Origin of the sequence: Acinetobacter entericus, from assembly GCF_026168575.1 — a bacterium.
GTDB lineage: Bacteria > Pseudomonadota > Gammaproteobacteria > Pseudomonadales > Moraxellaceae > Acinetobacter > Acinetobacter bouvetii.
This window is the reverse complement of sequence record NZ_JAPEQW010000006.1, coordinates 1-16,858: the sequence shown is the minus strand read 5'-3', so window position 1 is coordinate 16,858 and position 16,858 is coordinate 1. Positions and strand designations below refer to the sequence as shown.

Here is a 16,858-nt window from a genome sequence, read left to right as displayed (position 1 = left end):
GCTCATTTCAGATGGTGAAATTACTGAATATTTTCAGGCAAATCAAACCAAATCACTTGCGCATCTTCCAGCGCTTTCATTTGCGCAGCGTCGACAAATGCAATGGCATCACCTGCATTGACAGTGTGTTCGTCTATTTGAACCGTACCTGAAATGACATGCACATAATTAATGTGCTGTACGGCTTTCACTTCCAGAGATTGGCTTTTTTCAATGAAGGCAGTTTTCACCTCGGCATTTTGACGGATATGCATCGGCGCATTGGCATTGGGCCCAACAATCAGGTGCCACTGATTAGGCTGCTCACGCGGGTCACATTTAATTTGCTGATATGTCGGTTCAGCATTGCGTTCATTGGGAATAATCCAAATCTGCAGTAAATGCACCTGTTCATCACCCTGATTCATTTCACTATGCTGAATACCCGTGCCGGCGCTCATCAATTGCCATTCGCCTGCTGCAATACCGCCATGGTTGCCCATGCTGTCTTTATGCGTAATGGTGCCTTTTAACACACAGGTTAAAATTTCCATATTGTCATGCGGGTGCTGGCCAAAGCCTTGATGCCCAGCAATCAAGTCATCATTAATCACGCGCAGCGCGCTGATGCCCATATGCTTTGGATCATACCAGTTGCCAAAGGAAAAGCTGTGTTTAGATTCCAGCCAGCCCATTTTTACATGTCCACGGGATTCACTGCGGTGTAAATAAGCATTCATCATCTTATTCCTCTATTCTTGTTAACTTGAAATCAGTTTATTGTTTTATATCTGCAAGTAAAAGTGGGTAAAAGCAATACAGCGTTTCATATTTAAGACAAATGAGTTTTCCATATTAAGGCTGCTGCGCATTGCAAAAATGCTGTCTGAACTGCAGCCAGCTGTAGGTTTTGCCGTTTGCATAATCCCTTAAAAAATTTTGATACAAGGCTGGCTGGCGCTGCAGCCACGGATTGCTCCAGTGCACATTTTTAGCCGCAGCTTTATCATGATACACCCAGTAATCCTCTAAACAGCTGCTCGGTTCTGGTCGCCGGTCTTGATTGGCTTTATTATATTCATCGTGCATATTTTCGGCATTGACGCCGCCATGATCAACTTTGATTTCAGCACGTTCGCTCGGTGTCAGCAGGCGTTTTTCAGTATGTTTGGTCAATTTCCTATGCGTATAAACATAGCTGTACTCAATATCATACGGGTTCAAAGTCTGATAAACACCAGGTGTGCGGGTGGTGTACTCGATAGAGCTGTCTTCATATTCGCCATTATTTTCATTCATTTTCGGGCCAAAACCTAAGCCGTTTTCTGGGGAAGGTGCAGTAAATTGAGTGCGGTGAAGAATTTTGCCTTGAGGCGTGACTTCAATCAGCTCATAGCTGGTCCGGTAAAAATAGCTTTTAAAATTTGGATTCAAGGCGATATTCCGCGCCATTTCAGCAGGCGTATGGAAATATCGGCTGCGGAAAATCAGCACTAAATTTTTATCGTGCGGCTGAATGCTGAAAAGCTGATGGTCTTTAAGCTGATGCGGTAATTGAGGTTTGAGCATGATGGGCTGCATCGCAGCGCCATAAGACTGAACAAGGGCAAAATAGCTTTTGCTGCCTACGCTGGTATACAGCAGTGCCGGATTTGCGGCCTCTGATAAAGGATAGTAGCGCACGGCATTTTTCCCATTAATGACAAAGTAACGGGCGTTGCTTAAAAAATGCTGTGAAGAATCATTATGCGGATTGTATTTCTGATCGCGGATCTTTTTTTGATCAGACCAATTTTCAGGATAAATAGACTCATCGCCGTCATCAGAAGAGGCGTCTATATAGATAACATTTTGCTCTTCTATCTCCAGCGCTGCATGCGCCATGTGTAATGTTGAAAAAAATAGGCCTGCGGTGATGCCTAAAGTATAGAAAGCCTGTTCTAAGCTCAGTTTCATATTGAACCTTAAATGTTTTTTATTGTGATGTTTTTGATGTCAATGAACGCACTGTATAACCGTTATTTAAAATGAAATGCCATAAAAAAAGTGCTTTATTCGAAAATAAAACACTTTTTATTGATTTGTGACGCAGTAATTACTCTAAGAATTTAACCGTCACGCCAGATTTCACTTTTTTGCCCAAATCGTTGGCATCCCAGTTGGTCAGGCGGATACAGCCGTGTGACGCAGTCTTTGAAATCGCTGACGGATTTGGCGTACCGTGAATACCAAATGATTTTTTGCTTAAGCCAATCCAGATATTGCCCACTGGGCCGTTCGGGCCGGGCGGCAAAGACAGCGGTTTGGTATTTTTGCCTTGCACAAAGTTGCTTGGCGAGTAGCTGTACCACGGATTTGGCGCGACACCCGTCACTTTGTACGTTCCTGTAGGCGACGGCGTATCTGAACTGCCGATGGTTGCAGGGAAAGAGCCAATCATTTGATTGCGGCTGTTAAACAAGTACAGCTGCTTCGCCCCTTTGTGCGCCACAATTAAATGAATGTCTTCAGGCACTTCATTGCGGATATTGGCCACAATAATTTTTTCGCCAGCTTTGCTGAACGTTGCCTTCGGATTGATTTTCTTTAAAAAATCTTCATCCATATGGAATTTTTCACCCAGCATTTCAGTTACGCGGGTGTAATACAGCCCAGGCATTTTTGCTTGCAGCGCATAGTCATGCGGAATGGATTTCGCATAGGGGCCTTTAATGTCTGCATCGGTAATGGTGTATTCAATAAATGCAGGTTTGCTGCCTTGTTTTGCAATTAATGCATCCCAAGTTTCTTTAGTCAACGTCCCAGTCGGCTTAAGGCCATTCATTTGCTGGAATGAAGCAATTGCTTTTAGCGTATTTTTACCGCTTGAGCCGTCAATTGCGCCTGGTGAGGCATGAGCATTGTTCAGCATGACATGTGCGCGGGCATATACAGGGAATTGGCCTTTGCCAATATCTTCATACCACTGCGCATTATTCAGGCCGTCTAATGTCCACGATGCTTTTGCGGCAGATGCGCTGCCGGCAGAAACTTTGGGCGCGGTTTTTGGCGCTGCAGTTGGAGCTGCGCCAACATCGGCAGTTTGATCTTCAGATTTTTGCAGATCGTTCAGCGTTTGAGACGCTTTATTTAAATCTTGTTGTTCTTGTGACGTAATTTGTGTTGATGCAGAAGATGCTGAATCAGCGGCAAGCGGATCAATCGGGTCTTGAACCGCTACATCCGTAATTACCTTTGGATTTAATGGTTGTTCAGAAGTGGCTGCGGCAAAAGCTGTACCCGCAATTATGCAGCTTAAACTCATTGCGAGCATTGTGCGAACGAACATGTAACTCAACCTTAAGAATTATTCATTTACAATGTGAAAAAACGCTTGCAAGTATTGCAGAAAAATTGGGGGGATGCAGTATTTGTTTTGTGTAAATATCATATTTATCTTTGACAATAAACGATTTTTAAAATTCTGAGAAATTACTCAATTTGAAGGGTTTTTGTTATGATGTTGCAAAGTTGAAAATAGATGGAAAAGTAAATGACGGCCCTAAAAAATGATCGTTTCCTGCGTGCATTGCTGCGCGAGCCAGTAGACGCCACTCCCGTATGGATGATGCGTCAAGCCGGCCGTTATTTACCCGAGTACCGTGAAACACGCGCCAAAGCGGGCGATTTCCTTTCTCTGTGCAAAAATACCGATTTTGCCTGTGAAGTCACCCTGCAGCCATTGCGCCGTTACGATTTGGACGCGGCAATTCTATTCTCTGATATTTTGACCGTACCGGATGCGCTGGGTTTGGGCCTGTATTTTGAGGCCGGCGAAGGCCCTAAATTTCATAAAACTGTCCGCACAGAACAGGATGTTGCAAATCTGCCTGCATTTAATGCCAAGTCAGATTTGGGCTATGTCATGAATGCGGTGAGTGCGATCCGTTCTGCTTTAGGCGGTCAAGTGCCATTAATCGGCTTTTCGGGCAGCCCGTGGACGCTGGCAACTTATATGGTCGAAGGCGGTTCAAGCAAGGATTTCCGCTTTACCAAGCAAATGATGTATGCGCAGCCCGAAGTGCTGCATGCGCTGCTCGGTCGTTTGGCGGATGCAGTGATTGACTATCTGAATGCGCAAATTGATGCGGGCGCACAGGCTGTGCAGATTTTTGACAGCTGGGGTGGCGCATTGGCGCACCGCGAATATATCGAATTTTCTCTGAACTATATGCAGAAAATTGTAGCGGGCTTGAAGCGTGAAAAAGATGGCCGAAAAGTGCCGGTAATTTTATTTACCAAAGGCGGCGGCCAATGGCTTGAGCCGATGGTGGCGACAGGCGCTGATGCATTTGGCTTAGACTGGACGACACCGCTGAATGTTGCGCGCCAGACAGTGGCTGGCCGCGCAGCGCTGCAGGGCAACTTAGACCCTGCAACATTATATGGTTCGCATGAGGCCATTGTGAAAGCCACCAAAGCCATGCTGGATGATGCGTATGCCCATGGCGAAAAAACCGGTTATGTGGCGAATCTAGGCCACGGCATTACGCAATGGGTGGATCCTGCAAATCCGAAAGCCTTTATTGATACGGTGCATGAATACAGCGCAAAATATTTGTAATGAATTGGGTACAGTGAAGTCGGATTTTTTAGTGTGATCTCAATTTTTAAATCTTGTTTTGAGTTTTCCTATAAGGCAGCTTCGGCTGCTTTATTTGGGGTATTGCTGCTTGCCGCTTTTGTGCTGACCGCATTTATGGGCAGTCAAGAGTTGTACGGTTTTTTCCGTTACGATTATCTGCTGTTTTATGCGCTGACCATTCAAGCCTGTTTGCTGTATTTAAAGCTGGAATCCTGGGCGGAAGCCAAGGTTATCGCCTTTTTTCATATGATGGCGATGGTGATGGAAATTTTTCTCACTCATCCGCAAATTGCCTCATGGCAGTATCCACAGCCGGCGGTTTTTAAAATTTTGACCGTGCCGTTATTTGCCGGCTTTATGTATTCCGCCGTAGGCAGCTTTTTTGCCCGGTCTTTACGTTTATATCAGGTCTCATTTGAAAAGCTGCCGAGCTTTGGCAATATGCTGACACTGGCGTTATTGTCTTATCTTAATTTCATGAGCAAATTTTTTGTTCCAGACATCCGAATGATTTTATTTGTCTGGAGCATAGTCATTTTCTGGAAAACCAGAATCAAATTTCAGCTGCAGCTTCATCAGTTTCAGCTGCCGATGCTTCCGGTCTTGGCTATTTTGGCATTTATCATCTGGATTGCGGAAAACATCAGCACATTCTATAAAATCTGGCTGTACCCAAGTCAAGTCGATGCATGGCATATGGTGGGCTGGGGAAAACTGGGCTCCTGGTATCTGCTGCTGCTGCTCAGTCTGGTTTTGGTGTTGAAAATATTAGGCACACGGCAAGACAATGGTGTATGGGAACTTAAAAAATCCGCTTAAACAAGAGGTTGATATTTGATCAATTCTTTATTCTAAAATTGTTTTGCGTTCTTTGTTATATAACGGTAATCTGCCAAAGTACAAGAAAATTTGTACACTTTTTAATAATTAAAAACATTGAAAATGATTTTCTGGAGAAATGCTATGTTCAAAAAATTAGCTTTAGCTGCAGTTTTAGCGGCTGGTTCTACAGCTGCTTTCGCAGACCGTGACGCCGGCTGCGGTATAGGCTCTCAAGTCTGGGCAGGCCAGTCAGGGAAGGTTCCAAAAATTTTAGCGGCAACAACCAATGGTCTATTTGCTAACCAATTGTTCGGTATTACTTTTGGTACATTAGGCTGCAGCGGCACAGGAACTGTAACAGCGCAGGCGGTTACATTTACCAATGAAAACTCGGAATCTTTAGCGCGTGATATGGCGGTTGGCCAAGGTGAAAGCCTGAATGTCTTAGCAGAACTGCTGAATATTAAAGCGGCAGATAAAGCGCATTTCTTTGCGGTATCTAAAGCCAATTTTTCTAAAATCTACGCAGCTGAAAATGCGTCTTCTGTGCAGGTGTTAGCGTCTTTACAAAGCGTTATGGCGCAAGACAACGTATTAAAAGCATACGTTTAATTTCTTTAAGCAAAACCCTGTCCATCTGGCAGGGTTTTGTTATATCTGCATGTTTAAAATTTTTTCCAGATGATTAGGTGTCCATGAAATTATTTGCTTTATGCTGTGCATTTGCTGTGTCTGGGGTAACTTTCGCGCAAAGCCCATCAAATGAAATTCCTGCCCATGCGCAGGAGTATGTGCAGCAGGCAGAACAGCAGCGGCTGGCGGATAAAATCATTTGGCATCGTTTAATGTACGCAGATCAGCATGGAAACAGTGAAGTCACTTACAGCGGTTATTTTTTCTCTCAAGATGGACAGCATAATCTGCACAGTGAACTGAGCGCTAATATACAAGCGCTGTTTCAGGCTGCTTTGCCCAATCAATCCATCCGCTGCCGTTTTCCTGCCCGCAGCCAATGGCTGATGGAACAGCTGAATATTCAGTCAGCGCAATTGCCAGCGGTCCAATGTCCAGAATTGGATGACTGGTTTGGCAAAATCAATCCGTATAAAGCAACCCTGATCTACGCCACAGACTTTATGGGCAATCCCAGTTCAATGTTTGGGCATACGCTTTTGCGTATCGATCCTAAAGATCAGAAACAGCTGAATTTAGTCTCGTACGCCATTAATTATGCGGCGACGGTTACTAATGCCGATGGCTGGTCATTTGCGTGGAAAGGCTTAACAGGGCAATATCCGGGTGAATATTCACTCATGCCGTATTACCGCAAAGTGAAAGAATATGGCGATTTTGAAAGCCGCGATTTGTGGGAATATGAACTGAATTTATCTGAGGCGGAAACCCAGTTTTTGGTCAAGCATATTTGGGAAATGCAGAAAGTCACCTTTCCTTATTATTTTGTCAGTGACAATTGCGCATACCGCTTGCTGGGACTGCTGGATACCGTCCGTCCAGAGCTGGACTTGAAGAACCAGTTTAAAGTCGCTGCGGTTCCAATTGAAACCATACGTTCGGTCGAACGGCAGGGGCTGGTTGCAGACACGGTCTACCGTCCAGCCTTGGAAACGCAGCTCTTGGCGCAGGCCCGCCAGCATGGCCGTATTTTGGCGCAAAAGTCGCACCAGCTGGCTTTTACAGCGCCGCAGCATATGCAGGCGCAATTGTCAGCCTATTCAGAAACAGAGCGCGCTAAAATTTTAGAAATGGCGTATGACGATTTATACCTCTATTTAACCTCACGCAAAGTTGAAGGTAAATTTGCCCGGCCGCGGCTGCGCCAGCTTTTGGTGCTGCGCAGTGAAATCCCTGCGGAAAAACAGCGCACCGATGCGCCGCGTCCAAATACGGATCCTGTACAGGGGCATCATGCCAGAAATTTTCAACTCAAAGCCGGTGAAGTGCAGGGGGACAGTTTCGTTGAGTTGGGGCACCGGCAAGCCTATCATGATTTAATGGATCCGCAGGGCGGCTTCCGTACAGGCACACAGCTGATGTTTTGGGATGGCGCAGTGCAATATCGGCAAGATACATTGAAGCTGGAGCATTTTGACTTTCTGTCTGTCAATTCCTATAACCCCATCACGCCGTTTAAGACTCCGCTGTCGTGGGGCTTTAACTTTGGCTGGCAGCAGGAGGCCTTGGGCGCTCACGGCCAGTTCAGTGAAACACAGCAGCATGGCGTAGCCAATTTGAGTGTGCAGGCGGGTTTCAGCAGGGCAAACAGCGGCCGGCGCCATTTATGCTATGCGCAAATGCAAGTGCATTTTCAGGGCAGCAAGGCTCTGGATGACGGCTGGCGCGCCGGGGCTGGACCAGCGCTGGGTTGTCAAAATATCTGGTCAGATAACATCAACAGCTTGGTGCAGGTCGAGCTGCCTTTTTGGCAAGATCAGAACCAATGGAATATCAGGCTGAATAGTCAAATTCAATATGCATTGAATGCGCAAAATGCGCTGCGTTTGGGCTGGGAGTTTCAGCAGCAGCATGGCTTTGATTGGGATAAAGCCAGTTTCGAATTTATTCATTTCTTTTAGTCCATGCCGGATTTCGAATTGCGGAAAAGTGTCCTCCTGAGCGATGGGGAAATCATAGCCCTGTTTAAGAGCGCTCTCCAGTTGTTCAGCTATTCTGTAAAAGCATTCAATCCTGTCTGAAAAAACACTGCTTATTGAGATCAACCGCCTGATTTTTAGCACACTTATCATGCAAATTTATGTAAATATTTAAAATTAAAATACTGTTTTTTATAAAAAGATTGATTGGGTCACACTATTCATATTATGTATAATTTGCGGCACTATTATTTTTTTGATGGCTGGATGTTATAGCCGCTGGGACAAAATGTATGAATACTGAAAGCATTGCAAAGCTTGCAAAACAATGGAAACTCATTTGCGATGATTATTCAGTCGATATTTTAAATGATGCTGTTCAATTCATACAAAGGCACTCTGAAATTTTGGTGGTTGAATTTTATAAAAACATGATGCTGGAAAAAGAGGCTTCGTATTTTCTTTCGGATGATATTGTCCAAAACCGTTTAACCAAGACGCTGAATCAATGGCTGATTGAATCCTTTAATGCGCCGCTGCAGCACAAGTTTGAAGAAGTGGCCGCAAAGCAGCAAATGGTCGGCAAAGTCCATGCGCGGATTGGCATACCGTCTTGGCTGATTATGCGCGGCATTCGGGAAATCGAAAAGAAAATATTCAGCCTGAAGGCTGAATCTCAGTATGCTGAAAATTATACTTTAAGCATGATCAGCTATATTTTTCAGATTCTGGGCTTCAGTTCAGAAATTATGTGCCGTTCCTATGAAGTCAATATTGAAAAGAATAATGACATTAAGCACAGCTACCGTTTATTTTCCGCCATGCAGGATGCCTCTGTGCAAAAAGACAAGCAGCGCAGTTCATTGCTGGATTGGGAAAATGAACTCATGTTTAAGGTATTTTCAGATACACAGCGGTTTACGCATCCTGCACTGTCAAAATCTGAATTTGGCCTCTGGTTTATTCATAAAGCGGCTTACGCTTTCAGTGGTTCAGAGCAGGTGGATGAAATTATCGGCCGGATCCATGAAGTGGATTTACTGAATAATCATGTGCTGGAATGCGGTCGCAAAGAGCAGACTATTGCGCTGATTCAGCAGATGCGCAGTAAAAATAGAGAAATTCAGCATCTAATTGATCAGCTGTTCCAAGTGGCTGAATATATTGATTCAGGCAATGATGCGCTGACACAGCTGCTGAACCGCCGCTATTTAGAGACCATTGTTTCGCGTGAGATTCATTTTTCCCGCAAGAATCATTCGCCGTTGTCACTGCTGGCGATAGATGCGGACTTCTTTAAACGGATTAATGATAAGCATGGCCATGCTGCTGGAGATTTGGCGCTGCAGTTTATTAGCGAAGTGCTTTTCGAATCTGTGCGGGGCAGTGACTATGCCTTCCGCATTGGCGGAGAAGAGTTTTTGCTCTTGCTGGTCGATAGCGATTTGATCCGGGCGCAGGAGATTGCAGAGCGTATCCGTAAACGTGTGCAGGACACGCCCATCCGCTCATCGCTGGGCAGCAGTTTTAATTTTACGGTCAGCATTGGCTGTGCGTTGTATGATGGGCATCCAGATTATCAGCGCTTTTTAGATGCTGCCGATGCCGCGCTGTATGCCGCTAAAAACAAAGGCCGCAATAATGTGTATTTAGCAAAATCGAGTACAGCATAGACATGGCGGAATAGAAAGACCGCAATTTGCGGCTTCTCTTTTCAAATGAATGGGGTGCAATTCAATACATGTTGGGATTTTAAAAAGGGCTTATAGGATTTTGAGCTGCTTTAAACTGCGGATCACCAGCTCTTTACGCAGAGATGCCGGTGTGGATTGATCCATTTCTAGGTTGAGTGAAAAGGCTGTGGTTTTGCCTTGAGCATCTTCAACCCAGCCGGTATACCAGCCGACTTGAGGCTCAACATCCATGCCCCAGCCGCTTTTGGCATAGAGCGCTTTACTGCCGATCTGTTCAATAAACAGCATTTTAACCACTTGCTGCTGTGTGCTTTTGCGAAAGGGCAATTGCAAGTGTGACAGCTGATCGGCAAATTGCACTTCCTGCCTTGGTGTAATTTTAAGCGGGCCCATCAGCCAGAAATTATCGACTTGAGCGCCAATATTACTATTGCCAAATTGAACCCGCTTCACTTCATTTTGCATCAGCTCTAAGCCAATTCTGCGCGCCAATTCCTGATATACCGGCACGGCAGAGGCGGTCATTGCCTGCGCTAAGGTCAAATCTTTTTCCCAAGCCGGAAAGCTGCGTTTTTCCCCATTCCATTTGAATACTTCGTCTGGGGAAGTTTTATTGTGTTCAATGCCAATCAGGGCATTCAGCATTTTAAACGTGGAAGCCGGTATAAATGGCTGATCTGCGCGCTGTATCGCATTGCCATATGCTTGAAGATCATTGCCGCTTTTAATGAGAATCACGCCCTGAACATTGGCTTGATTAAACAAATTGCGGATAGCGGCTGCATCAGTTAAATGGCTGGCATTGGCAGAATGCGCTTGATTGTGTGAAAAAGGGGATGCAGTGCAGGCGCCCAGAAAAATTATGGGGCATAAAATTGCACCGTATTTTGTGAAAGGATTCATTCATTAAACTCTGAAAATTGCTTGAAGCACTATGCCAATAAACATGCAAAATTACAGCGAATTCATGTGATGAATCTGTAACTTAATCCGTTTAAGCCGCGACATTCACATAATATTTTTTGACTGCTTCAACCACTTCAAACGTACCCTCAAAACCAGGCGGAATAATGCCTGCTTCGCCAGGGCCAACTTCAATCATGATATTGGAGTGTTTGTGATGAATGCGCACACGGCCTTCAATTACTGTAAAGAATTCTTGCTTATTTGGCGCAAAAACAATATTCCAAGCGCCCACTTCACATTGCCATATGCCGCAGTCCATATTGGGGTGCTCATATAAGCTGCAGGTATGGCGCTCAGGATTGCCTTTGACCAAGCGGTCTGGCCGAGGGAAATCAACGGTGCGTTCACTTTGAGTTGGCCCTTGGTCCGCAACTAAAATAGCTGACATAGCAGATTCCTTGCTAAATAAATTTAATAAGTGTTTTAAGATGAAATTTAAATGATGCGGCTAAAAAAAGCCCCAACACAGGTTGAGGCTTTAATAAAGGCTAAATTAATAGCTTTCCGGGACCGCGCTTAAAAACTCTCGGCGTTCTTCTTTATTGGTTTTAAAGTCGCCGACAAATGATACTGTTCGGGTTGTAGATTCTTGTTTGCCGACACCGCGCATCATCATGCACATATGGGCGGAATCAATCATCACAGCTACACCGCGGGCGCCAGTCACCTCCGCTACGGCTTCCGCAATCTGCTGCGTCAAGTTTTCCTGAATCTGCAGGCGGCGCGCAAACATTTCTGTGATGCGGGCAAATTTAGAGAGGCCCAAAACATTGCCTTCTGGCAGGTAGGCAATATGCACACGGCCATGAAACGGCAGCAGATGATGTTCGCAGAGTGAATAGAACTCGATATTTTTAACAAGCACCATTTCACGGTTATCAGAAGGGAAGACCGCTTTATTGGTTACTTCTTCCAGAGTTTGACTATAGCCGGACGTTAAATAGGAGAAGGCTTTAGCAGCACGCATAGGGGTATCTTTAAGACCTGGGCGATTAAGGTCTTCACCAACGGCAGTAAGAATGTTAGCGTAGGATTGCTGCATAGACATAAGACGTGTTCACTTACACAGAGAGATTGAACAAGGACGGCATTGTAGCAGAAAACCATTACAATGCCTGCTTTTAAAGGAAAAATCCGATTACTGTTTAAACTGCGGGTTCTTTTCTGCGCGTTTAAGCAAAACCAGAACTGCGCCAGTTCCGCCTTGGTTTTCAGGCGCGCTGACAAAAGCCAGTACATCACGGTGCTGACGCAGCCAGCTGTTGACATGCGTTTTTAAAATGGCTTCGGGGCCTTTGCCATGCACAATTTTAATCACGTTTTGATTATCATCTTTGGCCATTTGGATAATCTGCAGTACAGCTGTGCGGGCATCTTCTACGGTACAGCCATGCAGATCAACGGCTTCAAACCAGCGCAGATTGCCTGCTTTTAAATCTTCAAATACACGGTGCTGCAGCGTAGCAATGCGGTAACTCAGCTTGGCTTGGCTGGCGACAGGATTGAGCATCGCTTGCGTGTCGGATAGCAGGGCTTCATCGGTTTGCGTTGGGCCAACAGCCGAAGCGCGCTTTGCTAAAGTCTGCGCATCCGGTTTTCTTTGGGTGTGCTTAACCGTTTTTGCCATATTTCCTGCATTCATTTTCTGCACGCCCTGCATTTGCTTGCGGAAAAAATCTAATTCTTCCTGTTGTTCCTGTTCAGGTGTTTTTTCTATGGGCGCAACGGGTTCTGGCGCGGGCGCCGGCTTGCTGATTTGTTTTTTAAACGCATTCAGTAAGTTGTATTGTTCTTTAGACAGCGAAGAATCGTGTTTGCTCATAATGGATAAAACAGAAAGGATGCGGATATATTGCTAAATTATAGTCCGAAATGGCCTAGATTTGAACTGAATTGGATTTATATCGTTCAGAATGGAGCGGCAGGGAATCCCTGTGCTTTAGTTCGGTTTTGCTCCTGCAATTTTTTTGACGTTTTCTGGGCATGCCAGCAGTAGGGCAGCTGTTAATCAGGCATATAGCTGAGCAGAATATCCAAGCCTAATTCAAAAATCTGATCCTGATCTGCTACAGTCCAAAAGGCCATTGCACTGTTCAGCAATAGATCATCGGAATTTGGAGGCTGTTTTTGTGCCGCATGATGATAGCCTTTAGCTTCATCCACGCCAGCGCCAATTAAATAATAATTCAGAACTCTTAAAAAATGGCTGGCTTGTTTTGCAGAGAGATTGGTTTGCTGCAGGATCAAAAGAATATGATGCATGAAGTTTTGTCCAATCTCAGAATCTAATGGATGAACTGCTAAAATTAAGAAGATATTGGGGTATTGCTGCGATAGCCTTCTCCATTGATATGCAATATCTTTTAATTGGGCCTTTGCGCCATCAATGCTTTGATTAAATTCAATCTTTAAAATTAAACTGTCGACAATTTCTGCAAAAATCTGCTCTTTATTTTTGACATGATAATAAATGCTCATGGCTTCGCAATTTAATTTTTGCGCAAGCTTACGCAAACTAAAACGGTCAATGCCATGTTCTTCAATTAATGCCATTGCGCTTTCAATAATCGATTCTTTAGTCAATTTGATTTTGTTTTTGGGTTTATTTTCATCTGGATTTGACATCTGTATTTGCACCAAGTAAATTTAACTTACAGTGTAAGGTTAACAAAATAAGAGATAAAAATGAAGTACACATTGCAAAGTTGGAAGCGGGATGGGAAATATTTTGCTTTTAAGAACTATAAAATTTTCTATAGGTTTGCAGCGAAGCAAGATGCGCCAACCATTTTCCTCATTCACGGCTATCCGACCAGTTCATTTGACTGGTCTAAAATATGGGATGAATTATCAGAGCAATATCAAATTCTTGCGATTGACCTCTTGGGATTAGGCTTTTCTGATAAGCCCAACAAGCATGTTTACAGTGTTCAGGATCACGCAGCGCAATGTGTGGCGTTGCTTGAGCATTTAAATTTAAAAAAGGTCCATTTAATTGGCCATGATCTGGGGGCGGGCATCCTTCAGGAATTGCTGCATCGGCAGCAATCGCAGCATTTACCTTTTAACATCCAATCTGCAATTTTTATGAATGGCAGCTTATTCCCAGAGGCCTATCAGCCTCGGTTTATTCAAAAGCTCATGGCGTCTAGCTTTGGCCATTTAATTGGGCTGCTGCTGAATAAGCGTATTTTTTCTAAGAATATGAAACAGATGTTTGATGTGCATCATCCGCCATCAGATGCTGATCTGGCACAATGGTACGAGCAATTAAACTTTAATGACGGCAAAAAGTGTTTGGTTGCACTGAATCGTTCAATTTTTGAAAGGTTTAAGCATCGGGATAGGTTAGTGGTCGCCTTAATGGAGAGTCAAATTCCAATGCTGCTGATTAATGGCCAAAATAATCCGAATTCTGGAACTCAAATGGCAAAACGCTATCGGGAACTTGTGCCGCATCCTCAAGTGGTCGAACTCACAGATTGCGGTCATTGGACGCCATGGGAAAAGCCTGAAATTGTAGCGCGTGAAGTTCTAACTTTTTTGTCTTCAGCATTCATGATTCAGCCTGCTTTTGAAACTGAATAGCCTGAGAACTGGCCTCATTTTTTAAACTCCGGTTCAGGGCCATGCATAGCCCTGAAGCGGATAGGTTTTAAACTGCTTTTGGCGTACCAAACAATTCAGCAAAAGCCTGATCGGGGCGCGGCTGCTTCATAAAGCTTTCACCGACCAAGAACGCATGGATGTCATGTTCCTGCATCATGGCGACATCGGCAGGCGTGGCAATCCCGCTTTCAGTCACCAATAAGCGTGAAGGCGCCAGCAGTTTTTTCAAACGCAGTGAGGTATTTAAATCCACATCAAAGGTTTTTAAATTGCGGTTGTTTACACCCAGCAGGCAGCGCTCAGACAGGCGCAGCGCGCGTTCAAGCTCTTCTTCATCATGCACTTCAACCAAAACATCCAAATGGTGCTCAAAGGCAGTTTTAGACATTTCTTCCAATTGCTGATCTGACAAACACGCCACAATCAGCAAAATGCAGTCGGCATGCAAAGCGCGCGCTTCAATCACGCCGTATGGATCAATCAAAAAGTCTTTGCGCAGGGCGGGCAAGCCGCAATGCGTACGGGCAATCTGAATGTTCTCATCGGCGCCTTGGAAAAAATCCGCATCCGTTAAAACAGATAAACATGCCGCGCCAGCATCTTGATACTGCTGGGCAATTTCTGCAGGGTTAAAGTTTTCGCGGATGATGCCTTTAGACGGCGAGGCTTTTTTAATTTCAGCAATCACCCCGGGGCGCTTGCTGTACAAAGATTGCGCAAAACCCCGTACAGGTGTTGCAGCCTGCGCCAGTTCTTCCACATCTTTATAGCTGCGCTGCTTTAAGCGCGCAGCAAATTCTTCCTGCTTGCGGTCAACAATTTTACCCAAGATGGTATTTGCGATATCAACCATGATTTAAATTTCCTTGACCGGTTAAGCTTCGTATTGTTTTAGCGTTTTGGTAAATTCAGACAGCACATCCATTTTTTCTAAAGCCTGACCGCCATAGATGATGTCATGCGCCAAGGCCACACCTTGCTTATATGAGGTGGTCAGGCCTGATACATAGATGCCCGCTCCAGCATTCAATGCGATCATGCTGGCCGCTTTTTCACCAATCGCTGTTTTCTTTTTGCCCAAGGCGTTTTTAATCAGCGCCAAGCTTTCTGCAGAGCTGTCTACAGATAAGCCGGTTAAGGTCTGAGATTCTATATCCACCGCTTCCGGCTGAATTTCCCATTCGGTAATTTCGCCGTTTTTCAGCTCTGCCACATAAGTAGAAGAGGCAAGGCTGATTTCATCTAAGCCGTCTTTAGAATGCACCACCATGACATGTTCTGCGCCCAGCTGCTTCAAAACTTCTGCTATTGGGCGGCACAGCTCAGTAGAGAAGACACCAATCACAAAACGCTTAACGCCAGCCGGATTCGTAAGCGGGCCGAGTAAGTTGAAAATGCTGCGGAAGCCCAGTTCTTTACGCGGGCCAGCAGCATATTTCATGGCTTTATGATGATTTGGCGCAAATAAGAAGCCGACACCTAAATCACGGATGCAGCGCTCAGTTTGCTGCATATTTAAATCAAGGTTAATACCGGCCTGTTCTAAAAGGTCAGAAGAGCCTGATTTTGAAGACACGCCGCGTCCGCCATGCTTGGCAATATTTGCGCCAGCCGCTGCAATCACAAAAGAAGAAGCTGTAGACACGTTAAATAGGTTTTGACCATCGCCGCCAGTACCGACAATATCCACCAAATGCGGTAAATCGCTGACATCAATTTTAATGGCATACTCACGCATGACACGGGCTGCAGCGGTAATTTCGTCAATGCTTTCGCCTTTTTGACGCAGGCCCATCATCAGTGCGCCAATCTGCGCGTCTGTTGCTTCACCATTCATAATGGTGCGCATCACTTCTTCCATTTGCGGCTGGGTGAGTTCAATATTTTTCGTAATATTATTTAAAGCTTGCTGAATATTCATAATCTTGGATGCGCTCTGTTATGCGTAAATTTCTAAGAAGTTTTTGAAAATCTGATGGCCGTGCTGGCTTAAAATAGATTCAGGGTGAAACTGCACGCCTTCAACCGGCAATGTCTTATGTTTAACCCCCATAATCTCTTCCATGGAGCCATCTTCCTCATTGGTCCAGCAGGTGACTTCCAAGCATTCTGGCAGCGTCGCCTGATCAATCACCAAAGAGTGATAGCGCGTTGCGGAAAATGGAGAAGGCAGATTGCTGAAAATGCCCTTATCGCTGTGATACATGTCAGACAGGCGGCCATGCATGACTTTTTTTGCGCGGATAATGTCACCGCCAAAAGCCTGTCCAATGGCTTGGTGGCCTAAACACACACCCAGCAATGGAATCTTGCCTGCAAAATGCTGAATGGCAGGAATAGAAATACCTGCTTCACTTGGTGAACAAGGGCCTGGGCCAATGACCAAATACTTCGGTTGCCATCGCTCAATATCTTCTAAAGTCACGGCATCATTACGCACTACTTTTACTTCCTGATTTAACTCGCCAAAATACTGGACGATGTTGTAGGTAAAAGAGTCATAGTTGTCGATCATGAGAAGCATATCAAGCGTATCCCTAAGAAATTTATAC

At 44.9% G+C, this 16,858-nt stretch carries 17 protein-coding genes; 6 read left to right on the top strand and 11 right to left on the bottom strand.

What is annotated here, in order from left to right; genetic code table 11:
- Positions 1 to 20 precede the first annotated feature (20 nt).
- The 3 genes from OKC24_RS06325 to OKC24_RS06315 all read right to left on the bottom strand — a co-directional run bounded on the left by OKC24_RS06325 (position 21) and on the right by OKC24_RS06315 (position 3,307).
- A complete protein-coding gene (locus OKC24_RS06325; RefSeq protein WP_130145088.1) occupies positions 21 to 719 on the bottom strand; it encodes a pirin family protein in 699 nt (232 codons plus the stop codon).
- Between the two features lie 115 nt (positions 720 to 834).
- On the bottom strand, positions 835 to 1,935 hold the full coding sequence (locus OKC24_RS06320) for a hypothetical protein (RefSeq protein WP_131277145.1): 1,101 nt from the start codon (positions 1,933 to 1,935) through the stop codon (positions 835 to 837).
- Between the two features lie 139 nt (positions 1,936 to 2,074).
- Complete coding sequence (locus OKC24_RS06315) at positions 2,075 to 3,307, bottom strand: L,D-transpeptidase family protein (protein ID WP_130145084.1); 1,233 nt, start codon at positions 3,305 to 3,307, stop codon at positions 2,075 to 2,077.
- 204 nt (positions 3,308 to 3,511) lie between these two features.
- Between OKC24_RS06315 and hemE the strand changes: the two genes are divergently transcribed.
- The 5 genes from hemE to OKC24_RS06290 all read left to right on the top strand — a co-directional run bounded on the left by hemE (position 3,512) and on the right by OKC24_RS06290 (position 9,710).
- Positions 3,512 to 4,582 (top strand): uroporphyrinogen decarboxylase, encoded by a 1,071-nt coding sequence (gene hemE, locus OKC24_RS06310; RefSeq protein ID WP_130145082.1) that lies wholly within the window; start codon positions 3,512 to 3,514, stop codon positions 4,580 to 4,582.
- Positions 4,583 to 4,618: 36 nt separating this feature from the next.
- On the top strand, positions 4,619 to 5,422 hold the full coding sequence (locus OKC24_RS06305; protein ID WP_171457718.1) for a DUF817 family protein: 804 nt from the start codon (positions 4,619 to 4,621) through the stop codon (positions 5,420 to 5,422).
- Positions 5,423 to 5,566: 144 nt separating this feature from the next.
- Positions 5,567 to 6,037, top strand: a complete 471-nt coding sequence (locus tag OKC24_RS06300) for a DUF3015 family protein (protein ID WP_005011321.1) — start codon at positions 5,567 to 5,569, stop codon at positions 6,035 to 6,037.
- A gap of 83 nt (positions 6,038 to 6,120) precedes the next feature.
- On the top strand, positions 6,121 to 8,019 hold the full coding sequence (locus OKC24_RS06295; protein WP_130145078.1) for an Lnb N-terminal periplasmic domain-containing protein: 1,899 nt from the start codon (positions 6,121 to 6,123) through the stop codon (positions 8,017 to 8,019).
- 311 nt (positions 8,020 to 8,330) lie between these two features.
- The gene (locus tag OKC24_RS06290; protein WP_131277139.1) at positions 8,331 to 9,710 is read left to right on the top strand and encodes a diguanylate cyclase; all 1,380 of its coding nucleotides are present in this window, start codon (positions 8,331 to 8,333) and stop codon (positions 9,708 to 9,710) included.
- Between the two features lie 90 nt (positions 9,711 to 9,800).
- Here OKC24_RS06290 and blaOXA read toward each other — a convergent pair whose 3' ends face one another.
- The 5 genes from blaOXA to OKC24_RS06265 form a co-directional block, all read right to left on the bottom strand.
- Positions 9,801 to 10,634, bottom strand: coding sequence for a class D beta-lactamase (gene blaOXA / locus OKC24_RS06285; protein WP_130145076.1), 834 nt, complete (start codon positions 10,632 to 10,634; stop codon positions 9,801 to 9,803).
- A gap of 91 nt (positions 10,635 to 10,725) precedes the next feature.
- On the bottom strand, positions 10,726 to 11,085 hold the full coding sequence (locus OKC24_RS06280) for a cupin domain-containing protein (protein WP_130145075.1): 360 nt from the start codon (positions 11,083 to 11,085) through the stop codon (positions 10,726 to 10,728).
- A gap of 105 nt (positions 11,086 to 11,190) precedes the next feature.
- Positions 11,191 to 11,739, bottom strand: coding sequence for a GTP cyclohydrolase I FolE (gene folE / locus OKC24_RS06275; protein WP_171065526.1), 549 nt, complete (start codon positions 11,737 to 11,739; stop codon positions 11,191 to 11,193).
- Between the two features lie 96 nt (positions 11,740 to 11,835).
- Positions 11,836 to 12,519: a Smr/MutS family protein gene (locus tag OKC24_RS06270; RefSeq protein WP_130145073.1), complete on the bottom strand. Its 684-nt coding sequence runs from the start codon at positions 12,517 to 12,519 to the stop codon at positions 11,836 to 11,838.
- Between the two features lie 182 nt (positions 12,520 to 12,701).
- The gene (locus OKC24_RS06265; RefSeq protein WP_131277136.1) at positions 12,702 to 13,322 is read right to left on the bottom strand and encodes a TetR/AcrR family transcriptional regulator; all 621 of its coding nucleotides are present in this window, start codon (positions 13,320 to 13,322) and stop codon (positions 12,702 to 12,704) included.
- A 60-nt stretch (positions 13,323 to 13,382) separates the two neighbouring features.
- Between OKC24_RS06265 and OKC24_RS06260 the strand changes: the two genes are divergently transcribed.
- A complete protein-coding gene (locus OKC24_RS06260; RefSeq protein WP_265464885.1) occupies positions 13,383 to 14,285 on the top strand; it encodes an alpha/beta fold hydrolase in 903 nt (300 codons plus the stop codon).
- 67 nt (positions 14,286 to 14,352) lie between these two features.
- Here OKC24_RS06260 and trpC read toward each other — a convergent pair whose 3' ends face one another.
- From trpC to OKC24_RS06245, 3 genes are read right to left on the bottom strand one after another with little or no spacing between them, the layout of a single operon-like run.
- Positions 14,353 to 15,159, bottom strand: a complete 807-nt coding sequence (trpC, locus tag OKC24_RS06255) for an indole-3-glycerol phosphate synthase TrpC (protein WP_130145068.1) — start codon at positions 15,157 to 15,159, stop codon at positions 14,353 to 14,355.
- Positions 15,160 to 15,180: 21 nt separating this feature from the next.
- Positions 15,181 to 16,227 (bottom strand): anthranilate phosphoribosyltransferase, encoded by a 1,047-nt coding sequence (gene trpD, locus OKC24_RS06250; RefSeq protein ID WP_130145066.1) that lies wholly within the window; start codon positions 16,225 to 16,227, stop codon positions 15,181 to 15,183.
- A gap of 18 nt (positions 16,228 to 16,245) precedes the next feature.
- On the bottom strand, positions 16,246 to 16,830 hold the full coding sequence (locus tag OKC24_RS06245; RefSeq protein WP_005011298.1) for an anthranilate synthase component II: 585 nt from the start codon (positions 16,828 to 16,830) through the stop codon (positions 16,246 to 16,248).
- Between the last annotated feature and the right edge of the window lie 28 nt (positions 16,831 to 16,858).